Origin of the sequence: Paenarthrobacter sp. NPDC089988 (genome assembly GCF_044748465.1) — a bacterium.
Lineage (GTDB): Bacteria > Actinomycetota > Actinomycetes > Actinomycetales > Micrococcaceae > Arthrobacter.
In genome coordinates this window covers 67,190-88,599 of sequence record NZ_JBIVGD010000006.1, presented here as the reverse complement: position 1 = coordinate 88,599, position 21,410 = coordinate 67,190, and the positions used below count along the sequence as shown (strand labels likewise).

Annotated in this window: 20 protein-coding genes and 1 riboswitch; of the genes, 15 read left to right on the top strand and 5 right to left on the bottom strand. The window is 64.7% G+C overall.

Going from position 1 to position 21,410, the window contains the following annotated elements; genetic code table 11:
• Window positions 1–55: 55 nt before the first annotated feature.
• The 6 genes from ACIPV6_RS09595 to ACIPV6_RS09570 are packed head-to-tail and all read left to right on the top strand — an operon-like array spanning window position 56 to window position 6,562.
• Entirely contained in the window at window positions 56–1,012 is a 957-nt protein-coding gene (locus ACIPV6_RS09595; RefSeq protein WP_400270647.1) for an ABC transporter permease, read from the top strand.
• A 3-nt stretch (window positions 1,013–1,015) separates the two neighbouring features.
• Entirely contained in the window at window positions 1,016–3,124 is a 2,109-nt protein-coding gene (locus tag ACIPV6_RS09590; protein ID WP_400270646.1) for a dipeptide/oligopeptide/nickel ABC transporter permease/ATP-binding protein, read from the top strand.
• Window positions 3,121–3,915, top strand: a complete 795-nt coding sequence (locus ACIPV6_RS09585) for an ATP-binding cassette domain-containing protein (RefSeq protein ID WP_400270645.1) — start codon at window positions 3,121–3,123, stop codon at window positions 3,913–3,915. Before ACIPV6_RS09590 ends, ACIPV6_RS09585 begins: the two co-directional genes overlap by 4 nt.
• Window positions 3,916–3,952: 37 nt before the next feature.
• Window positions 3,953–4,870, top strand: a complete 918-nt coding sequence (locus ACIPV6_RS09580) for a dihydrodipicolinate synthase family protein (RefSeq protein WP_400270644.1) — start codon at window positions 3,953–3,955, stop codon at window positions 4,868–4,870.
• Window positions 4,871–4,888: 18 nt separating this feature from the next.
• Entirely contained in the window at window positions 4,889–5,866 is a 978-nt protein-coding gene (locus ACIPV6_RS09575; protein ID WP_400270643.1) for an ROK family protein, read from the top strand.
• Window positions 5,867–5,875: 9 nt separating this feature from the next.
• Complete coding sequence (locus ACIPV6_RS09570) at window positions 5,876–6,562, top strand: N-acetylmannosamine-6-phosphate 2-epimerase (protein ID WP_400270642.1); 687 nt, start codon at window positions 5,876–5,878, stop codon at window positions 6,560–6,562.
• An 18-nt stretch (window positions 6,563–6,580) separates the two neighbouring features.
• Here ACIPV6_RS09570 and ACIPV6_RS09565 read toward each other — a convergent pair whose 3' ends face one another.
• Window positions 6,581–8,035, bottom strand: coding sequence for a dihydrolipoyl dehydrogenase family protein (locus ACIPV6_RS09565; protein ID WP_400270641.1), 1,455 nt, complete (start codon window positions 8,033–8,035; stop codon window positions 6,581–6,583).
• 114 nt (window positions 8,036–8,149) lie between these two features.
• On the opposite strand from ACIPV6_RS09565, the gene ACIPV6_RS09560 reads away from it, so the two are divergent.
• From ACIPV6_RS09560 to ACIPV6_RS09545, 4 genes are all read left to right on the top strand, one after another.
• Window positions 8,150–8,935, top strand: a complete 786-nt coding sequence (locus tag ACIPV6_RS09560; protein WP_400270640.1) for an ABC transporter ATP-binding protein — start codon at window positions 8,150–8,152, stop codon at window positions 8,933–8,935.
• On the top strand, window positions 8,932–10,968 hold the full coding sequence (locus tag ACIPV6_RS09555) for a YhgE/Pip family protein (protein ID WP_400270639.1): 2,037 nt from the start codon (window positions 8,932–8,934) through the stop codon (window positions 10,966–10,968). The genes ACIPV6_RS09560 and ACIPV6_RS09555 overlap by 4 nt, the downstream gene beginning before the upstream one ends.
• The gene (locus ACIPV6_RS09550) at window positions 10,965–11,600 is read left to right on the top strand and encodes a TetR/AcrR family transcriptional regulator (protein WP_400270638.1); all 636 of its coding nucleotides are present in this window, start codon (window positions 10,965–10,967) and stop codon (window positions 11,598–11,600) included. The genes ACIPV6_RS09555 and ACIPV6_RS09550 overlap by 4 nt, the downstream gene beginning before the upstream one ends.
• Window positions 11,601–11,690: 90 nt before the next feature.
• Complete coding sequence (locus ACIPV6_RS09545; RefSeq protein ID WP_400270637.1) at window positions 11,691–12,344, top strand: hypothetical protein; 654 nt, start codon at window positions 11,691–11,693, stop codon at window positions 12,342–12,344.
• A 31-nt stretch (window positions 12,345–12,375) separates the two neighbouring features.
• On the opposite strand, the gene ACIPV6_RS09540 is transcribed toward ACIPV6_RS09545, so the two are convergent.
• Window positions 12,376–13,290: an EamA family transporter gene (locus ACIPV6_RS09540; RefSeq protein ID WP_400270636.1), complete on the bottom strand. Its 915-nt coding sequence runs from the start codon at window positions 13,288–13,290 to the stop codon at window positions 12,376–12,378.
• A gap of 72 nt (window positions 13,291–13,362) precedes the next feature.
• Here ACIPV6_RS09540 and ACIPV6_RS09535 point away from each other — a divergent pair, with 72 nt between their 5' ends.
• Entirely contained in the window at window positions 13,363–14,292 is a 930-nt protein-coding gene (locus tag ACIPV6_RS09535; protein ID WP_400270635.1) for a LysR family transcriptional regulator, read from the top strand.
• A gap of 95 nt (window positions 14,293–14,387) precedes the next feature.
• Window positions 14,388–14,711, top strand: a complete 324-nt coding sequence (locus ACIPV6_RS09530) for a hypothetical protein (protein WP_400270634.1) — start codon at window positions 14,388–14,390, stop codon at window positions 14,709–14,711.
• Window positions 14,712–14,739: 28 nt separating this feature from the next.
• On the opposite strand, the gene ACIPV6_RS09525 is transcribed toward ACIPV6_RS09530, so the two are convergent.
• The 3 genes from ACIPV6_RS09525 to ACIPV6_RS09515 all read right to left on the bottom strand — a co-directional run bounded on the left by ACIPV6_RS09525 (window position 14,740) and on the right by ACIPV6_RS09515 (window position 17,689).
• Entirely contained in the window at window positions 14,740–15,264 is a 525-nt protein-coding gene (locus ACIPV6_RS09525; protein WP_400270633.1) for a SixA phosphatase family protein, read from the bottom strand.
• 82 nt (window positions 15,265–15,346) lie between these two features.
• Window positions 15,347–16,210, bottom strand: a complete 864-nt coding sequence (locus tag ACIPV6_RS09520) for a winged helix-turn-helix domain-containing protein (RefSeq protein ID WP_397323832.1) — start codon at window positions 16,208–16,210, stop codon at window positions 15,347–15,349.
• A 564-nt stretch (window positions 16,211–16,774) separates the two neighbouring features.
• Window positions 16,775–17,689, bottom strand: a complete 915-nt coding sequence (locus tag ACIPV6_RS09515) for a hypothetical protein (protein WP_400270632.1) — start codon at window positions 17,687–17,689, stop codon at window positions 16,775–16,777.
• 202 nt (window positions 17,690–17,891) lie between these two features.
• Between ACIPV6_RS09515 and ACIPV6_RS09510 the strand changes: the two genes are divergently transcribed.
• From ACIPV6_RS09510 to ACIPV6_RS09500, 3 genes are all read left to right on the top strand, one after another.
• Entirely contained in the window at window positions 17,892–18,632 is a 741-nt protein-coding gene (locus ACIPV6_RS09510; protein ID WP_397323830.1) for a response regulator transcription factor, read from the top strand.
• Window positions 18,633–18,635: 3 nt separating this feature from the next.
• Window positions 18,636–20,126: an ATP-binding protein gene (locus tag ACIPV6_RS09505; RefSeq protein WP_400270631.1), complete on the top strand. Its 1,491-nt coding sequence runs from the start codon at window positions 18,636–18,638 to the stop codon at window positions 20,124–20,126.
• A 108-nt stretch (window positions 20,127–20,234) separates the two neighbouring features.
• Window positions 20,235–20,418: riboswitch (cyclic di-AMP (ydaO/yuaA leader) on the top strand.
• A 3-nt stretch (window positions 20,419–20,421) separates the two neighbouring features.
• Window positions 20,422–21,261 carry a hypothetical protein gene (locus ACIPV6_RS09500; protein WP_400270630.1) on the top strand — a complete coding sequence of 280 codons (840 nt, stop codon included), beginning with the start codon at window positions 20,422–20,424 and terminating at the stop codon, window positions 21,259–21,261.
• Window positions 21,262–21,410: the final 149 nt, after the last annotated feature.

The following is a 21,410-nucleotide window of genomic DNA, read 5'->3' as shown; positions in this document are numbered from 1 at the left end:
AGCACGCAGAGCGGGCCCCGCAAGCCAAGAAATTTCCAACCAACCGGAGAACAAATTGGTCACGATATTGCGTCTGCTTGGCCGCAGACTTGCAGCCTTGCCATTGATGATCCTGGGCATCACGTTGCTCGTCTTCCTCGTCCTGCAGGCCGCTCCCGGCGACCAGGCCAGCTCGGCCCTCGGTGACGGCGCCAGCGAAGAAGCGAAGCAGCAGTACCGCCAGGAGAATGGCCTCAACGATCCCCTGGTCCTGCAGTACTTCCGCTTCCTCGGCAAACTCCTGCAGTTCGATCTCGGGGTCACCACTCCCCCTGCCAAGTCCGTCGCTTCGATGATCGGCTCGGCTTTCCCCCTGACATTGCTGCTGACGTTCCTGGGCGTGCTCATCGCCATTGTGCTTTCGCTGGCGTTCGGCATCCTCGGCGCCCTCTACCGCGACAAGTGGCAGGACCAGTTGGTCCGCGTCTTCTCGATTGCCGCGATCGCCACGCCGTCGTTCTGGCTCGGCATCCTGCTTATCCAATGGTTCGCGCTGGGCGAGAACCCGATGTTCCCCTCGGGCGGAATTGCGACGCCGGAATCCGGCTTTGGCGGTTGGCTCAACTCCATGGTGCTCCCGGCTTTGGCGCTCGGCATTCCCGTGTCCGCCTCGCTGATCCGCGTGGTACGGACCTCCATGGTGGAAGAACTGGACCGCGACTACGTCCGCACAGCGATCGGCAACGGTGTCCCCTACCGCGAGGTCGTGTCCAAGAACGTCCTCCGCAACGCGCTCGTCACCCCGGTGACCGTGCTGGGACTCCGCGTCGGCTACCTGCTGGGTGGCGCCGTCGTGATTGAAATGATTTTCGCCCTGCCCGGCATGGGCCAACTCATCCTCAACGGCATCACCAACCTGGACGTCAACCTGGTCCAGGGCGTGGTGCTCACCATCTCCGTCACCTTCGTACTGGTGAACATCGTGGTGGACCTTCTTTACCTGCTCATCAACCCCCGAATCAGGACGGTATAGCTCATGCGCAGCAAGCTCGCAGATCGGCTAAGCGCCCCGGGCCTTCGTTTCAAGGCCCTGCCCTGGGGATCGCGTATCGCCCTGCTCTTCCTCATCCTCATTGTCCTCGCCGCCATCCTGGCGCCGGTCCTGGCACCGCACGACCCCCTGGAAACGTTCATTCCGGCCACGCCTCCCGGCGCCGAACACTTCTTCGGCACGGATCGCCTGGGCCGCGACATCTTCTCCCGGCTGTTGTTCGGCGCACAGTCTTCGCTCATGATCGGCCTCGGCGCCGTGGGCCTGGCGATCCTGGTGGGCGCACTCCTGGGTTCGTTCGCCGCGACTTCCAGCAAGTCCGTGAACGAGATCATCATGCGGATCATGGACATCCTCATGGCCTTCCCGGGCATCGCGCTGGCGGCAGTGCTTCTGGCGGCGTTCGGCAACTCGGTCCCGACCATCATCATCGCGATCGCCATCATCTACACCCCGCAACTGGCCCGTGTGGTCCGCGCCAACGTCCTGGCCCAGTACGGCGAAGACTACGTCCGGGCCGAGCGGGTCATGGGTGCCGGCCGGTTCTACATCCTGGTCAAGCACATTGTCCGCAACACCGCTGCCCCCGTGCTGGTGTTCGCAACCGTCATGGTGGCGGACGCGATCATCCTCGAAGCCTCCCTCTCCTTCCTGGGCGCCGGTGTGCAGGATCCTGCTCCGTCGTGGGGCAACGTGATCTCCTACGGACGCAACCTGGTCCTGTCCGGCGGTTGGTGGGCCACCACCTTCGCGGGCCTCACCATCCTGCTGACCGTGCTGTCCCTGAACATCCTGGCCGAGGGCCTCACCGACGCGATGGTCAACCCCAAGCTCCGCCGGGCTCCCGTGGTGAAGGACGACGACGGTTCCTCCGCCTCCGTCACCGTGGACACCGAGGTGGCAACGTCAGTTGCCCAGCCTTCTGTTGTTGAGGAACACGAGCTCGACGGCGTACGGGCAGCTTCCGGCCTGGGAGCCGGTTCCGCGGGCGGACAGTCAGCCCTGCTCACCGATACCCCCGCCGCCGCCAACCCGCACCTCCTCCTGGACCGGGAACTTGAGTTGCTGGCAGAAATCGAAGCGAAGCGCACCGACCGCCTCCCGCAGGTAGCGGCAGGCGCACGCAACGTCCTTGAGGTGAAGAACCTGTCCATCCGTTTCCCCGGGCGCTTCGGCGACACCGCGATCGTGGACAACGTGTCCTTCACGGTCCGGGAAGGCGAAACCATGGGGCTGGTGGGCGAGTCCGGCTGCGGCAAGTCGATCACCTCGCTCGCCGTCATGGGCCTCCTCCCGAAGACGGCGGAGGTCACCGGATCCATCACCTTCGATGGCAAGGAACTCCTGGACGCCAACACCAAGCACAGCAACCCGAAAGCCTACGTTGGCCTTCGTGGTGAGCAGATCGCCATGGTCTACCAGGACGCGTTGAGTTCCTTGAACCCGTCCATGAAGATCAAGGAGCAGCTGGAACAGCTCACCAAGCGCGGGGGCCGCAAGTCGCCCGCGGAGCTGCTGGAAATGGTCAAGCTGGATCCTGTCCGGACCTTGGCCAGCTACCCGCACGAGCTCTCCGGAGGCCAGCGTCAGCGCGTACTGATTGCCATGGCCCTGTCCCGTTCGCCGAAGATCGTGGTTGCTGACGAGCCCACCACTGCCCTGGACGTCACGGTCCAGAAGCAGGTTGTGGACCTCCTCAACGAACTCCGCGAGCAGCTCGGATTCGCCATGGTGTTCGTCAGCCACGACCTCGCGTTGGTCGCCTCGCTGGCGCACCGCATCACCGTGATGTATGCAGGCCAGGTAGTGGAATCCGCACAGGCTTCGGAGCTCCTGCAGAATCCCAAGCACGAATACACCCGGGGCTTGCTCGGCGCCGTGCTCTCCATCGAAGCCGACGCCACGCGGCTCCACCAGATCCCCGGCACGGTTCCCTCTCCGCGCGATTTCGCCACGGGCGACCGTTTCGCGGCCCGCTCGTTGCGGCCCGACGCCGATCCCCACCAGAAACTGGTCCTCACCACTGTCGCGTCGGCGAACGGTGACGATGCCGACCACTACTGGGCGAGCCACCTGAAGGAGGACGCGAAGTGAGCACACCAGTGATTGAGCTCAAGGACGTCAAGGTCCATCACCGGGCACGCACCGGTGGACTGTTCCGGCCCAACATCGTCAAGGCCGTTGACGGGGTGGACTTCAGCATCAGCCGCGGCGAAACCGTCGGAATCGTTGGTGAGTCCGGCTGCGGCAAGTCCACGCTCGCGTCAGTGCTCGTGGGACTCCAGCCGCCGACGTCGGGCAGTGTCCTGTTCCACGGAAAGCCGGCCATCAAGCGCAACGCAGCCATGCGGCGCGAGTTCGGCCGCTCCGTCTCCGTGGTGTTCCAGGATCCGTCCACGGCCCTGAATCCGCGCATGACCATCCAGGACATCCTGACCGATCCCCTGCAGGTCCACGGAATCGGAAACGCTTCCAGCCGCGCGGCCAAGGTCCGGGAACTGTTGGCGCTGGTTGGCTTGCCGCAATCGGCGGCCGAAGTGACGCCGTCGCAGGTTTCCGGCGGGCAGCGTCAGCGCGTGGCGATCGCCCGGGCACTGGCTCTGGAACCGGACATCATCGTGGCGGACGAGCCGACGTCGGCCCTGGACGTTTCGGTGCGGGCTCAGGTGCTGAACCTGCTGTCCGACCTCAAGTCGCAGCTGAACCTGGGCATGGTGTTCATTTCGCACGACATCCAGACCGTCCGCTACGTCTCTGACCGGATCTGTGTCATGTACTTCGGCAGGATCGTCGAACAAGGCACAGCCGCGCAGGTCTTCGACAATCCCAGCAACGACTACACGCGGAAGCTCCTGGGCGCCGCGCCCAGCCTGCTCCACATCTAGCTTTTACCTTCACAAGATACAAACAACGGAGATTTCTGTGTCCACTCAGTTCCAGGGCGTCATTCCCCCGGTCATCACGCCCCGCCACGCCGATGGCAGCATCGACACCCAGTCGTTGAAGAACGTCACCAAACACCTGATCGACGGCGGTGTGTCCGGGCTGTTCGTGCTGGGCTCCTCCGGCGAAGTCCCCTACGTGACCAACGCCGAGCGTGAACTGGTGGTCTCCACCATCGCCGACGCCAACGCCGGTGCAGTTCCCCTGATCGTGGGCGCCAACGAGCAAACCACTAACCGCGTTATCGAGGAAGCCCGCAAGGTGGTGGACCTCGGCGCAGATGCGATCGTGGTGACTTCCATGTACTACGCGATCGGCAACGTCGCAGAGACCGAGACCCACTTCCGCAGCATCCACGAGGCCATCCAGAAGCCGATCTTCGCCTACGACGTGCCCGTCCGCACGCACTTCAAGCTGCCCACGGACCTCCTGGTACGCCTCGGCCGCGACGGTGTGATCGCCGGCGTGAAAGACTCCTCCGGCGACGACGTTTCCTTCCGCCAGTTGCTCCTCGCAGCCAAGGACATTCCCAACTTCGACATCTTCACCGGTCACGAGGTTGTGGTGGATGGCGCCCTCCTGGGCGGTGCGCAGGGCGTTGTCCCTGGCCTCGGCAACGTTGACCCGGCCGGCTACCGCCGCCTCTTCGACGCTGCGCAGGCCGGCGATTGGGCATTGGCGGCCCGGGAGCAGGACCGCTTGGCCGACGTCTTCGAGATCGTCTACACCCCCAACGGCCGCGTGTCCGGCGGTGCCGCTGGCTTGGGCGCTTTCAAGACCGCGCTGCAGGTCATGGGCATCATCGAGTCCAACACCATGAGCCAGCCCATGCTGTCCCTGAATGAGACCGAAACGGCTGCCATCCGCGCCATCCTGGAACGCAACGGGCTGGTCTAACCTTCAATGACCTCTTCCATGACCCACGTGATCGGCGTTGACCTCGGCGGCACCAAGACCGCCGCCGGGGTTGTCTCCTCCTCAGGCGAGGTGTTGATGTCGGACACTATTCCGACCCTCAACCGGGCCGGTGGCGAGGCGATCCTTGATGCCACCGCGGCGTTGATCGCGGGCTTGGTTGAGCGGGCTGCCGACGCCGGACTGACAGTGTCCGGCGTCGGTGTCGGCTCCGCGGGGGTCATTGATGCTGCTACTGGAACCGTGGTGTCCGCCACCGATGCGATCCTTGGCTGGGCGGGCACTTCGTTGACGGCCGGGCTGGCCGCGCGGCTTTCGTTTCCTGCTGCGGCCGTGCGTGCCGTTAACGATGTCCACGCGCATGCCCTCGGTGAGGCCTGGCTCGGTGCCGCCGCCGGTACGTCGAGTTCCTTGATGGTGGCGTTCGGGACCGGCGTTGGTGGCAGCTTTGTTCTGAACAGCGCGCCGCTTCTGGGTCACCGGTTTGTGGGCGGGCACGTCGGGCATTTTGCCTCGCCTCTTGCTGCTTTTGATGGCGCTCCGTTGCCCTGTGTTTGCGGTGGCTCCGGGCACGTGGAGGCCGTGGCCTCCGGGCCGGCAATCCATGAGTCATTCCTTCGCTTTGGCGGCTCGGCTGCGGAGGCGACGGACACCCGCGGCGTGTTCGCACTCGCCAACGGAACCCACGACGCCGGCGCTGGCGCCAACTCCGCGGCCAGCCTCACCGCCGCTTCCCGCGCCATCGAACTGGGTGCCGCCGCCGCCGGCCAAGCCGTGGGCGGGCTCATCAACATCCTTGACCCTGAATTCGTGGTCATCTCAGGCGGCCTAGCAGACGCGGGTGAGCTGTGGTGGAAACCCATGGAAGCCGCGCTGCGCCAGGAACTCCTTGCACCTTTGGCTGCTGTCCCCGTTGTCCGTGCAACCCTCGGCAACTCCGCAGCCATAGTGGGCGCCGCGAAACTTGTACTTAGCTAAGGAAAACCTGTGATTCTCACGTCCGAAAGCCTCGAGGCCCTTCGTTCCCAGCTCATCGTTTCCTGCCAGGCATACCCTGGCGAACCGATGCGCGATCCCCGGACCACTGGCCAGGTTGCTGCCTCGGCGGTGATCGGGGGTGCTGCGGCGATCCGCGTCCAAGGTCTGGCTGACGTGCAGTTCACCCGTACCGCCGTCGAGGTTCCTGTGATCGGGCTCTGGAAGGACGGCCATGACGGTGTCTTCATCACCCCAACCCTCCGGCACGCCCTGGCCGTAGCCAACGCCGGAGCGCATGTTGTGGCGATCGACGGCACCCGGCGGCCACGCCCGGACAGGCTCTCCCTGGCTGACACCGTGGCCCGAATCCATGCGGAATCCCAGGCACTGGTGATGGCTGACTGTGGTTCATTAGAGGACGCCGTTGCTGCCGTTGAAGCAGGCGCGGACCTGATTGGCACCACCCTTGCCGGCTACACCGGCGAGCGCCCCAAGACCGACGGGCCGGACCTGGAGCTCCTGGATCAGATAGCTTCGGCGGAGCTGGGGAAGCCGCTCATCGCCGAGGGACGCATCCACACGCCGGCCCAAGCCCGCCAAGCCTTGGACGCCGGCGCCTTCGCCGTGGTGGTGGGCACCGCGATCACCCACCCTGCCACCATCACAGGCTGGTTCATGGGAGCAATGCACGCCTAACCCTGCGTTGCGGGGCTGCTACAGCCCGTACTTCTCCAGCAGCCGCAGCCACACCTCGCTGATGGTCGGATACGACGGCACGGCATGCCACAAGCGATCCAGCGGAACCTCTCCGACGATCGCAATCGTGGCCGAGTGCAGCAACTCCGCCACGCCGGGCCCAACGAACGTCGCGCCGAGGATCACCTTTCGGTCTTCGTCCACCACGATCTGCGCCCAGCCCTTGTAATCGGAGGAGTACAGCTGGGACCCCGAGACGTTGATCGGCAATTCGACGCCGGTCACGTTCTTCCCTTGCAGCAACGCCTGCTCCAGCGAGGGACCCACTGAGGCAACCTCCGGGTCCGTGAACACGACGCTGGGGATGGCATGATCGTTGGCCGTGTGGGCCAAGGAGCTCCACGGTTTGGGGGTTCCGCGCAAGCGTCCGCGTGCCCTGGCAACAATGGCATCGCCGGTTGCGCGGGCCTCGTACTTCCCCTGATGGGTCAGGAGCACTTTGCCTGCAGCATCCCCGGCCGCGTAGAGCCATAGGCCACTGGTGCCATCGCTGGCGGGCCCGTCCACCAATCCGCTGGGATCCGTTGTGAGCCGGAGTTTTCCGTCCTCTGCGGCGACGCCCACGCTTTCCAGGCCAAGATTGGCCAGCGAAGGGTGCCTGCCGGATGCCACCAGGAGCTGGTCGGCTTGCAGCGTCATGCCGTCGACCGTCACGGCGACGGAGCCGTCGTCGTTCTTCTCCACTTTCCGGATGTCCGTGTGCGCGTGAACGGTGACCCCGTCCGCACGGAGGCCTGCCAGGACCAGGTTGGCGGCTTCTGCGGGGTAGCTGCTCAGCAGGCGTCCGCGGGCCACCACGGTCACGTCCGAACCGAGGCGCGCGAAGGCCTGGGCAAGTTCAACACCCGCCACACCGCCACCCAGGACCACCATCCTGCGCGGGACTTCCTTAGCGGCTGTCGCGCCACGGGTAGTCCAGAAGGGGACATCGGATAGGCCCTCGATGTCCGGAATGGTGGGAGTTGAGCCTGTCGCGATCACCACGGCGTAGTGGGCCTTGAGCGCGTAGCTGTTGCCGTCCAGGCCATCCACCTGGACTTCGCGGGGGCCAGTGATGCGCCCGCGTCCGCGGATCAGCTCTATGCCCGCGCTGTCCAGCCAGTCCACTTGGCTGCCGTCCTGCCAGTTGTTGGTGAACCAATCGCGGTGTTTGAGGGCTGCCTCCGCATCCACGGTTCCGGTCACTGCCTCGGAAGCGCCGGGCACCAATTGGGCCGCGTGCAGCACCGTTCCAGGCCGGAGCAATGCTTTGGACGGAATGCACGCCCAGTAGGAACACTCGCCTCCCACCAGCTCACTTTCGATGATCACCGCCGACAATCCGCCACGGACCACCCTGTCCGCTACGTTTTCCCCCACGGCACCGGCGCCAATAACGATCACATCGAATTCACGGGAGTTTTCGGCAGTCATGGGAGAAGCCTACGCCGGGTTGGACGGGCAAGTGAGAGACACCTATTTGAACTGACTGGTCAGTTTAGTTAGAATCGATGCAGAACCAGAACCCATCACCCTTGAAGGGATCACATGCTGTCCGTACAGCAACTCCAGATCAACGGCCGCCGGACCGACCTCCTACCGCCTACCTCGCTCGAAGCAAAGCGAGGCGAACTCATCCTCATCTCGGGCGAAGGCCAGGACCAGCGAACCGCCCTCGCCCTTGCGCTGAGCGGCCGCATGAAGCCCAGCGACGGCGTCCTCTCCTGGGACAGCACCACCAAAACCAAGAAGATACGGCTCGCGAGCGCGTTGATCGACTCCCCCGGCGTCAACGAACCCGAGCAGCACCTGAGCGTCCGCGACCTTGTCACCGAGGACCTGTCCCTCATTCCCCGCCGCTACCGGGGCGCGCTGCTGAGCAAGCCATGGCTGAAGGTCAACCGTTTCGAGGACATCGCCGATCTCTGGATTGAACAACTCCCGGCAGGCCGCCGGTTGGAACTGCTGACGTCCCTGGCGTTGGCCGACCCCGCCATCGACCTCTTGGTGGTCGACTCCCCCGATCGCCACAGTGCCGACCCCGCGGCTTGGTTGCCCCGGTTACAGGCTTTGGCGTCCGACGCCGGGAGGCCGCTTGCCGTCGTCGCGTCCGTGAGTGCCCTCCCGGACGAATGGGACGGACCCGCGGCCGTGATCGGCAACTCGGTGACCCATGCAGCGGAAGCTGCGCCGGCCGAACCCACGCCGGAACCGGCGGAAGCACAGCCGGAAGCCGCGCCCACAGCAGCGACGGAAGTTGCCGCCGTCGTACCCGAAAGCGCCATTACCGAAGAAGACAAAGAAGACCAAGAACTCCAAAGGACTGCAAAGTGACTGTTCTGCGGCTTGCCCGCTCCGAACTCAAGCGCATGACCGGCGGGCTCCTGCCCAAGCTGACCATCCTCGCCCTGACCATGGTTCCCTTGCTTTACGGGGCCGTGTACCTCTACGCGAACTGGGACCCTTACGGCAACCTGAACAAGATCGACGCCGCCCTGGTGGTGGAAGACACCGGCGCGACGTCGAAGGACGGGACCGAGCTCCAGGCAGGCAAGAAGGTAGCCGACAGCCTCGTGGACGGCCACGTCTTCAACTGGAAGCAGGTCTCCAAGGCCGAGGAAGCAGACGCAGGCGTCAAGACCGGTGAGTACGCGTTCGCCCTTCGCATTCCCAGGGACTTCTCCGCGAACCTGGTTTCGCCCGGCAGTTTCGACGCCGCCAACCAGGCCATGCTTCACGTCACCACCAACGACGCCAACAACTACCTCCTGAGCACCATCGTGGACAAGCTCACCACTGCCGTCCACTCAACGGTGGCCAAGGAAGTCGGCGAGGAAACAGCCAACCAGCTCCTTACAGGCTTCGGGACCATTCACGCGTCCATCGTCAAGGCCGCTGACGGCGCCGGGCAATTGGCCGATGGCGTGGGGAAGCTGAGCGACGGCGCAGGTACCCTCCATAACGGCACCAGCCAACTGGTCACCGGCGCGGATCAACTGGTGGCCGGCCAGACCCAGTTGCGAGATGGTGCCAACCAGCTCAACACGGGCGCGGGCCAACTGAGCTCAGGCCTCACAGAGCTGAAGAACAAGACCGCCACGCTTCCGTCGGATTCCAGGAAACTTGCCGATGGCGCCGCCCAAGTAGCCGCGGGCAACGCCGAGTTGAACGCGAAGGTGCAGGACGTCGTCGGGCAGTTGGACGCCGCGGACAAAGGCCTCCGGAAGCGCGTCGTCGAATCCAACGCGCGGCTGGTTGCCGCCGGTGTGTTGACTCAAGAGCAAGCGGACAAAGTCCTCGCCGACTTCGATGCCGCCGCCACCTCCAGCCCGGTGACCGATGCCAAGGCGAAGATCGCCGGGGACGCCGCCAAGATCCAGCAACTCTCCGACGGTTCGGCGGCCGTCAGTGCCGGGGCAGCGAAGCTCGCCGGAGCAACGCCCGCGCTGACCGATGCCATCTCGAAGGCCTCCGCCGGCGCAGACCAGCTCAGCACGGGCGCAGCAACGCTCGCCGCCGGCCAGCAGGCCGCGCTGGATGGAGCCACCAAGCTCGACAGCGGCGCGCGCCAATTGGACGACGGCGCGGGACAACTTGCCACGGGCGCAGCCACGGCATCAGACGGTGCCCACACGCTCGCGTCCGAGCTCGCCAAGGGCGCGGGCGACATTCCGAACCCCAACGACGAGCAGAAGAGCAACGTCTCCAAGGTCATCGCGGATCCTGTCGCGGTGGAGAACGTCTCGCAGGCCAAGGCCAACTCTTATGGCGCCGGCCTGGCACCGTTCTTCCTCACACTTGCCCTCTGGATTGGCGTATTCATGCTGGTCCAGGCCATGCGGCCCATCACCCAGCGGGCCCTGGCGTCCAATGCCCCGGCGTGGAAGATCGCCGTGGGCGGCTGGCTGCCGTTCTTCGTGGTTTCGGTGTTGCAAGCCACCATCCTCACAGTCGTGGTGAACCTGGGCCTGGGACTTAACGCCGCGCACCCCATCGGAATGTGGCTCTTCATGCTGGCCGCTGTCATGGCCTTCAGTGCCACCATCCAAGGAATCGTGGCCCTGCTTGGTACGCCCGGAAAGTTCGTAGTGCTGATCCTGCTGGTCCTCCAGCTGGTCTCCTCCGGCGGAACGTTCCCCTGGCAGACCACGCCCATGCCCTTGCACGTGGTGCACGAGGTCCTGCCCATGGGCTACGTGGTCACAGGCATGCGGCACCTGATCTACGGCGGTGAACTGACCATGATCTGGCCAACTGTGCTCGGCCTGCTTGGATACACTTTGCTGGGAGCGGCGCTGTCCACGCTCGCCGTCCGCAAGCACAAGATGTGGACGTTGAAGACCCTGAAGCCGGAGATCGCAGTATGAGCACCGCCGAGCCAGTCCCGTCGCCGGGAGCTGGAGAGAAGAAGCTCCGGCCCGAGCGCACCAACGCCACAAAGCAGCGCCTGTTCGAGGCCTCCATGGAACTCATCGGCGAACGTGGAGCAGCCGGTGTCACCGTGGACGAGATCGCCGCCGCAGCAGGCGTGTCCAAGGGGACTGTCTACTACAACTTCGGCAGCAAATCAGACCTGATTGCGCAACTGCTGCGCCACGGCGTGGACATCATGCTGGGACGCTTGCAGGCCATAGAAGGCCATACCGAGGATCCCTTGGAGGCCATGCGGGACATGGTGGGCCAGGCCATGGAGTTCATGGACGACTACCCCTCCTTCGCCCGGCTCTGGGTCAGCGAGAATTGGCGGGCGCCGGGCGAATGGAGTGCGGTGTTCGCCGAGCTCCGCGGTGAGCTGCTCGCCGTCATCGGCTCAGCGGTGGAAGACGTGGCTTCGGGGTACACGGTGGATACCTCCATTGCACGGGGAAGCCTGGAAGCCGCCATCTTCGGGGCCATCTTCGTGGTGGGACTGGACCGGCAAACCTACAACCCGGAGCGCACCCGCGAACAAAGCGTCGCCGCGGTGATGACCATCATGCACGGGTACGTCATCAAGTAGTGGCACGCGGGCTCCACAACGGTACACAACTGCAATCTACGACGGCGTGGCGCAGCCCCTTGGTCGGCGATGATTAACCTCATGCGTCGCATGGGGAACAGTGGAAAGCTTGCCATCATTGCCGCTGTCGTCTCCCTCGGCTTGCTGGTCCTGGCCGCCGCCGTCCTCGAGGAAGTGGTCCTGTACCTGCTCCTGGGCGCCATCCTCACGTGCTACCTGGCTTCCCTGATACAGGTCTTCAACCGGCGCAGGTATCTTGTGGTACTCCTCGCCGCCGCCGGCACCGCCTTGTTCATAGGCTTCGGCATCGCGTTCCTGCGCATGTGGGGCCTCGCCTTCAACCAGGATTCCAACGGCCTGGGAAGCGCTGTGAGCAGCAAGGATTCGGACATCTACTTCTATCTGGCGGCCGTGGCAGGGGTGGGGACACTGGGGATCTTGTTCCTCGGCGCAGTGTTGCCCGGCTTCGGTTCCGGCGCCCAGCCCGTCACCGCCAGGCCCGGCAAGCGTCCCGCCGCCAGGCGACCTGCCGGATCAGCGCCCGCGAAAAGACCCGCTGCACGTCCGGCCCAGGGCCGACCTGCCCAAGGCCGGACCGCCACACCCAAACGCCCAACCCCCGCCGCGCCCGCCCAGCCCAGGGCCGCCGCCCCCAAGCGCCCCGCGCAGGCCGGCAAGGCCGCCACGCAGGCCAAGCGACCGCCGTCGAACGCCCCCGCCCAACGCAAGCCCGCCAAGCGGTAGCCCCCAACCCCTGCGGGGCCCGCAGAACGCGCTACCGGAGCACCTTGGCCCGCAGAGCAGGCCCCACAACGGGTGGTTTGCGCGACACTCCCAGCACCGCCGTCGCCACGCCGAGGAGCAGGACCAAGCCGCCCAGGATCTCGGCGGGCGTCGGAACCTCGCTAAGCACCAGCCAAGCGGCGGTCATCCCCACCACGGGTACCAGCAGCGTGAAAGGCACGACGTCGGAACTCGGGTACAGCGTCAGGAGCCTGTTCCAGATCCCGTAACCAATCAGCGAGGCGAACACGGCCGTGTACACCGCGCTCATTATGGTGGCCGGCTGCAGATCCACGATGGTTCCGAACACCGCCTCCGGACCATCCACCACCAGGGACAGCGCCGCCATCGGCACGGGAACCACGGCGCCGGACCAGACCACCAGCCCCAGCCCGGACTTTGCCTTCGAGTGCCGGGCCACCACGTTCCCAACGGCCCAGGACAACGCCGCGGCAAGCACGATCATGAGCGGCAGTACGGGAGCGACGGCACTCCGCCCCAACGCCACCACACCCAAGCCGGCGATGCCCAGGATGACGCCAACCATCTGCCGCCGCGTCGGTCGCTCCCCCAGGATCCGCGAGGCCAGCAGGATCGTGAAAAGCACCTGCGCCTGCAGGACCAGCGAAGCCAGGCCCGCCGGCATACCCAACGCCATGCCCAGGTACAGGAGCCCGAATTGCCCGGCGCTCATGAAAAGCCCGACGCCGGCAATCGCCTTCCAGCCCACGTCAGGTTTGCGGATGAACAGGATGCACGGAAAGACCACCAGAAGGAAACGGAAGGACACGAAGAGCAGCGGCGGGACGTCGTGGCCTGCTGGGTGCAACCCAAGGTCGATGGCAACAAAGTTGATGCCCCAAAGGACGGCGACAAGGACCGCGAGCAAAGAATGGCGAAGGTTCACGACTTAACTCTGACTCCATTCTCGATGAAGCACCAGCGTTGAATTCAGCATGAAACAACGTAGATTTACTTCATGATTGATATCTCCGCGCTTCGGGCCTTGGTGGCAGTAGAGCAGCACGGGTCGGTAGTGGCCGCCTCCGAAGTGATGGGCTACAGCCCGTCTGCCGTGTCCCAGCAGATCAAGAAACTTGAGAAGCAGGCAGGAGTAGCCGTACTGGAACGAAATGGGCGCGGCGTACTGCTCACCGAGCGGGGCCTCGCCCTTGCCGGATATGGGCGGCGAATCCTGGGCGAGTTGGAAGAGCTGCAGGCCACGCTGCTCGCCGATCCGGAGAAGCCTTCCGGCCTGCTCCGCCTGGTTGCCTTCTCCACGGCTTGCCGCGGCCTGGTGGGTCCCATGCTGGGAAGGATGGCGTCGGCCGGTTCCGCGCTTGGAATCAGCGTCCTCGCCGAGGATCCGCGCGAAGCCGTCCAACGCGTCGCATCCGGCGAGGCCGAGCTCGCCGTGGTGCACAACTGGAATTCCGTGCCGCTGGTGATCCCGGAGAACATGGTGCTTGAGGACCTCTGCCTCGACCAAGCCGACGTCCTGCTCAACAGGAGCCACCCGCTCGCGGCGAGGACCGCCGTCGAGCGTGAAGACCTGCTGGACGAGACCTGGGTGAGCACCCCGGCGGGTGCCATCTGTAACGAAGCGTTGCTGCAGATCTTCGCCGGACTGGGGCGGGTGCCGGACATCCGCGTCTACGACCCCGACTTTTCGACGCACGTCGCCATGGTGGAGCAGGCAGTGGCCGTGGCATTGGTCCCCCGGCTGGGACGTCCGTGGCTCCCACCTGCGGTAGTGGCCGTCCCCTTGGTGAATCCAGTCCAGCAGCGCGCCGTCGGGATCGTTCACCGCAAGACCATGACGGCGAGCCCCAACATCCGCCACGCCGTGCGCCTGCTCCGCGAGGTGGCTGCCCAACAGGAGCTGCCGCTGCAAGCAACGTCACACTGAGGAACATTCGACACTCTCCACGGGGTTAGGTTAGCTTAACCTTACCTAACCACCGGCGCGCCTGATGCGCCGGTCCAACACCGCTCGGAGGGGCCATGGCAGTTGAAGCAATCCTTTTTCCCACGGACACGAACCACCATCACCTGTATGGGCTGGCCAGCTACCACATGGTGGACGATGAGCTCTTTCCCAGTGCCCACAACCGCCGAGACACGTACGCACTTCCGGCCTTCGATATCCGCGGACAATGGGTCTACCCGAGCCGTTACAACGAATACCTCGCGCCACAGCTTCCCGTGTACATGTTCGACGGTGAATACCTGATTGCCACCGGCCACGGCGAGGAGGCCGCGGGCATTCCCGTGTTCGAGATCCGCTGCATGTGCTTGCCGCAGCTTGCGGAACCGGACCCACACTAGGACTGCATCCCAGCTGCCCGTCAACGGGCTAGTGGCGCGGCACCTTGAAATGCGTCAGCCTGGCATCCTGGCCGTCCAGCTCAGCCCACGGCTTCTCTGTTTCCATTACCGTCAACGCACTCGTTGGGTAACGCGTGGCAGCATCCATGTAGGCGTCGTGATCCGAGTCGCGGGAAGCCAGATGCATGGCCAGGTCCTGGACGCCCGGCATGTGCGAGATGATCATCAGCGTGGTCACCGTGTCCGGTACATGGTTGATCACGGACAACATGCCTGTGGCCGACGCCGCGTACAGGCCATCCTCGAGTTTGGGCGTCGGAGCCTTCTCCCCAAGCTCGTCGCAGACCCACGTGCAGGTTTGCCGCGTCCTGAGCGCCGAAGAACACAAAATGAAGTCCGGCACGATCTTGTGCTTCAGGAGCCACTTGCCGGCCAAGGGAGCTTCGCGGTGGCCACGCTCCTCCAAGGGCCGTTCGTGGTCCGGGACGCCGAGAGGCCAGTCAGCCTTGGCATGCCGCATGATCACAAGCCGCTTGATGTGGTGGTCGCTCATGCCTCAACCCTATAGCTGCCAAGCCGATGCAAATACGAAAGCGCCCGCCTCCCCATGGGAGGCGGGCGCTTTGCGCGTGCTGCTAGATGGAGTATTCCGGAGCAGCCCAAACAATGACCTCGGGGTGCTCGTAGAAGCGGTAACCCTGGCCGCGGACCGTGCGGACAGTGTTGGCCAGGCGGCCCAGCTTGGAGCGGAGGCGGCGGATGTGGACATCGATGGTGCGCTCGTTGGGCACTTCCTCGGCGTTGCGCCATAGGCCTTCCAGGAGCTCGTCGCGGCCCACGGTGCGGGTGCCGTTCTCCACGAGGTAGTTGAGGAGCTCGAATTCCTTGAACGTCAGGTTCAGGGATTCGCCGTCCAGGTGGACTTCGCGGCGGGCCAGGTCGATGAGCACGCCGGACGGGCGGGCTTCCTGCTGCGGCGCGGGACGGGCGGCCTCAGTGCGCTGGCGGGCAGCAACCGTGGGGTCACCAAAGGTGGAGCGGACGACGTCGAGTGCGGACCCGGGTGCGTTGGCCGGCGCAACAGCGACTGCGGCGTAGCTCTCGGCACCGGTCACGAGGGACTGTGCGTAGGCGCGGATTTCCTGGGCCAGCTTGGCAATGGACGTCCCGGCAGCTGCAGCGGTTTCCTCGTCAATACCCATGTAGAGCACGAATCCGCGGGCCACGTTGTCGTTGGCGACGGGGCGAAGGCGCTCGGTCTGGGCAACCACCGGGGTGGGCGCAGTAATAGGCGCTGGTTCGTTGGTGGGTACTGCGCGCAACTGGCCGTAAGAGTTCGGGTTGTAGCCCTGCGGGACGTACCCGGGTGCCTGCTGGGCGCCCTGGGAACCGGGGGCGTAGCCCGGACGGTTGCCGAAACCGGGGCGGAGGCCGGCATTGGAAGCGGCCTTATTGGCGTTACGGACAGAGATGTGGACGTATCCGGATGCAACTGACATGGAGTGCTTACCTCAAAAGTGAATAGCCGTCATCGCGGCTTCGAATGCTGGTTGTCCCCGCAATGAGTCCGGGGAGGGGCGCCCAACGCTGGGCAAGGGGGCGAATGCCTGAAACTTCTTTGGGGTGGAAAGTTAGGCTTGCATTCGACAACAGCGGGTCTCGTCGCCAGCGGGTGCGCTGGACCAGATTGCTGCGGCTGCAGGTGCTGTTGAGTTCTTGTTCACATTGGAAGTGTGCAACGTAACAAAGGCAACACGCAAGTAACAATGTGCCCTAACGTCCACATCCTGAGACAACGGGCAGTATTGTGCCTCAAATCACAATTCAGCAGGCCCCTAAAATGAACGTCATTCCATTCGTCCGATGCCCGAAATATTGAACATGGAGTGAACTTTCTTCGACGAATAGTGCATTATGGCCTTCGCGATTTTCTATCCCTACGCGGCCATGGAATCTCACGATCTGAAACAGTTACTGACCAGTCGCAACTCGACTCCATCTCGATTTTAGTGGCCCCAATCTGCTACAAGCGGTAGAAACGGCTACACCGTGCGGGCGGCGGGTCAGGAAGTGGTGCCCGAACCCGACGTCGAGCCCTGTCCCGAGGACGTGGTTGCAGTGGTGAGCCGGACGGATGCGGCCGTGTAGGTGTCGCCGTCCTTGGTCGCTGTTACCCGCACCGTGGCGCCCGACGTGATGTCCGCAATGGTCAGGCTGCTGGTGGTGCCGCCCCGCTGCCTGGTGCCTTGGGCTACGGCTGTATCCGAACTGAGGACGTACGTCTTGGAGAACCCATCGGAGCTCTTGACCGTCAGGGAATTGGACGAAACCTCACTGACCGTGCCGAGCTGATCGGCCATGGTCACGTATTCGTTGTCGCGGAGAACCACGTACTCCGAATGGATTGCGGCGTTCAGGCCACCGGCCATGCCCAAGCCGTCAGGCGACATGCCGCCCATCTGACCAGGCGTGCCCAGGCCGTTCGTGCCAGTTCCGCTTTGCCCGCTGTCATCCGGGCTGGTTCCGCCGGGTCCGAGGCCTTGTCCGGACACACCTTGCTGCGCACCGAGTCCGCCGGATTGGCCCAACGGAACATTGGCCGCATCTGCCGAGCCGGCGTTACCCAAGGAGTAGAAACCCGCGGCCGTTCCTGCGGCGACAACCACGGCAACGCCGGCCACGATGAGGGTCCGCTTGAGCGTCCACCGGCTCGGCAGGGTTCCCTTGTCCTTGCCGGGCAGGGAGGTGCCCCAGCCGTTCGCGGAAGGAGCACCCCAGCCATTGGTGTTTGACGGCGGAGCTCCCCATCCGTTATCGGCTGCGGAAGGGCCCGACGTCGGAGCCCCCCATCCGCTGTTGGCTGCGGAAAGGCCCGACGGCGGAGCGCCCCACCCAGCCGAGGGCTGGGTCCCGCCGGGCTGGGTGCTGCCTTGCGAGGCCGGGGACGTAGGGTCTTCGGGGCGCTGCTGCTGGTTCATGGTGTTCTCCTGATGGGGTTGTTGGTCCTCTTAGGCCCCAGAGTCGGCTGCCTGGCTGTGCGGAAGCTGTGTTGAGGAGCAGTCCCTCCTGTGACCTGTGGATTCGCGTGTTTCAGGACTCCCACCTCGCTAGTGTTGACTTCACAGGGTCCTCACAGGACCGGCAAAGCGCCGGCAAACCAGCAGATTGGAGAGTTGTCACATGGCATCCCCGCACTCCATGACCAACAACCTTCCCCAGCTCTCCCACCCGGACGGCTCCCCCATCCGCGCCCTGGTGGTCGACGACGAGCCGAGCCTCGCCGAACTCATGAGCATGGGCCTCCGCATGGCCGGCTGGTCCGTCGCCGTGGCCGCCGACGGACCAGAAGCCGTGAAGCTCGCTAAAGACTTCCGCCCGGACGTCCTGGTGCTGGACGTCATGCTTCCCGGATTCGACGGCGTCGAGGTCCTTAACCGGATCCGCGCGTTCGCCCCGGAAGTCCCCGCCCTCTTCCTCACCGCCAAGGACGCCGTACAGGACCGCATCGTTGGCCTGGCGGCGGGCGGTGACGACTACGTGACCAAGCCGTTCAGCATGGAGGAAGTGCTGCTGCGCCTTCACCGCTTGGTGCAGCGTTCAGGTGTTGCCGCCATGGACACCGCAGAACTGGTGGTGGGCGACCTCACCCTGAATGTGGACACCCGCGAAGTAACCCGGGCCGGCGAGGACATCGCCCTCACGGCAACCCAGTTCGAGCTCCTGCGCTACCTCATGGAGAACCCTAAACGCGTGGTCAGCAAGGCCCAGATCCTCGACCGCGTGTGGGACTACGACTTCGGCGGACAGGCCAACATCGTGGAACTCTACATCTCCTACCTGCGCAAGAAGATCGAGGCCAACCACCCGCCCATGATCCACACCGTTCGTGGCGCAGGCTACGTCATCAAGCCCGCGGACTAAGCCTTGACCACACTCTCAGGGGTCGCCAGGAAGACGCAGCGGAGTTGGCTGGACCCATCCACCTGGCATTTGCGGACCCGTCTGGTGCTCGTAGCCATGGCACTGCTCGTTGCCATCTGCGGGGCGGTGGGCGTAGTGAGCTATGCGTCCATGGACATGGTGTTCAACCGTCAGTTGGACAAGCAATTGGAGCAGGCGTCCAGCCGCGCAAACGACTTCGGCAGACCGCCGTCGAGCTTCCCGAACGGCCGGCCGGACCCCCTCGAAGCCCGTGGGCAGGGCGCCGGAACCCTGAATGCGCGGATCAGCGGATCGACCGTCAGCAGCGCCGGGCTCATAGATGCCGCCGGAAACCGTGCCACTCTGTCTACCGAAGACAAACAGATCCTGCTGGACCTCCCCCTGGACAACCGACCCGTGGACCGTTCGCTGTCCAACGGCGACTACCGCTTGGTCGCCGTAAAGACGGCCTACGGCGACGTGATCGTGACAGGCCTGCCACTTGCTGACAAGCAGAGCACCCAAGCGTCCCTCGTCTGGACCATGGTGTTCGTGTCACTGGGTGGACTGGTACTGATCGGGCTGGCCGGCACCGTCATTATCCGGCGGACCATGCGGCCGCTGGAGCAACTGTCCGAAGTGGCCACCAAGGTTTCCCGCCTGCCACTCGACGCCGGCGAGGTAGCTCTCGCGGTGCGCGTACCCGCGTCGGCCTCACACCCTGGTACCGAAGTAGGCAGCGTGGGCTATGCCCTCAACCAAATGCTGAACAACGTTGCCAGCGCCCTCGAAGCCAGGCAGGAAAGTGAAACCAAGGTCCGGCAATTCGTTGCCGACGCCTCCCATGAGCTCCGTACGCCCCTCACGGCCATCCGGGGTTACACCGAGATGCTGCGCATGACCGAGAACTTCACCGAGGATGGCCGCAAGTCGCTGGCACGCGTCCAAAGCCAATCGGAACGGATGAGCACTTTGGTGGAGGACTTGCTGCTCCTGGCTCGTTTGGACGAAGGGCAGCCTTTGAAGGTCACGGACGTGGACCTGACGCAGTTGGTCATTGAAACCGTGACTGACGAGAAAGTGATGGCCCCGGACCACGTATGGCAGCTCAAGCTTCCCGACGAACCGATCACGGTCCGTGGAGACGGCACGCAACTTCATCAGGTGCTGGCCAACCTGCTGTCCAACGCCCGCAAGCACACCGATCCGGGCACCACTGTGGTCACCGGCGTCATGCTGAGCGCGGACGGGAGTGCAGTGGTCACCGTGACGGACAACGGGCCAGGCATTCCCGCGGATTTCCAGGGCCGGATCTTCTCCCGATTCGCCCGGGCCGACGCGGCACGTTCGGGGTCGGAGGGCACCTCAGGGCTGGGCTTGTCGATCGTCGAATCGATCGTCGGAGCGCACGGTGGCAGCGTCGAAGTGACCTCCAAACCGGGGCGCACGGAGTTCGCTCTGCGGCTCCCTTCGGTGACCAGTGAACGCGTATAACGAAACCGGCAAGGCGACGCACCGCCGTCGTGATCTCTGTTACCTAAATGTGACTTAAGCAAAATCCTCCTGTACCGTCGAAAGGGTGGGTCGCCCCAAGAGGCCCGCACCCGGGATGCGCCGAGCTCTGCCACTTCCCGGAGTTCCGTTCTCATCGAGGCAGAGACGGGGGACCCAGAGTCTCCGGGCCAGGCATTGCGCCGGCCCTTGGGGTGAAGCCGCTGCTACGCGCGCGGCCGGATGACCTCATCCGAACCCGACAGCTAACTCCGCAGGCGCTGAGAGGTAATCACACATGTCTGAATTCAAGGATCAGACGCGCCATTCCGCGCGTCATCGCGACGAAAACGATGCTCCCCTGACCAAGTCGCAGGCCGTTCTGAAGAACGCCGCGCGCCAGGGCAAGGCCGGCCACCGCATGTCGGTCGTAGCCGGCGTCGTTGCCGCCGCACTCGGCGTCGCTTCGCTGGGACAGGCCGCCAATGCCGCGTTCAACCTGCCGGAACTGAGCCAGGCCGCCCAGACCCAGGCCGCTGCGCAGGTTAGCCCCCAGACCCGCGAAAATGTTGCCGCAGAGGCCGCTGCGCAGGCAGATGCTGCCAAGCAGGACGCCGCGGCCAAGGCAGCAGCTGCGCAGGCCGCCGCCCAGAAGGCCGCTGCGGACAAAGCCGCCGCTGACAAGGCAGCAGCAGAGAAGGCCGCCGCCGACCAGGCTGCCGCAGCACAGGCAGCAGCCGAGAAAGCCGCCGCCGACGCCGCAGCAAAGGCCGCCGCTGACAAGGCGGCAGCAGCAGCTGCAGCCGCCGCCGCTGCCCCCAAGGCAATCGACGATCCCGCAGCAGCCAAGGCCTATGCCGCCAGCATCCTGGCCAACTACGGCTGGGGCCCGGGCGAAATGACCGCCCTCAACACCCTGTGGGAAAAGGAATCCAACTGGCGGACCACTGCCACCAATGCTTCCAGTGGCGCTTACGGCATTGTCCAGTCGCTCCCGGCATCCAAGATGGCATCCGCCGGAGCCGACTGGCAGACCAACTACCAGACCCAGATCAAGTGGGGCCTGAACTACATCAAGGAACGCTACGGTTCGCCGTCCGCAGCCCTTGCCTTCCACTTGGCCAACAACTGGTACTAAGCCCGGAAGCTTTCCGATAGCCGCTCCTGTTCCCGCCGCGCGCAGCAACCCCAACTGCTGCGCACGGCGTGAACGGGGGCGGCTTTCGCATGTCCGGCCGCGCCTCAGTTACACAGTCCCGTCACAGCTTCCGCCTAAAGCCCTCACAA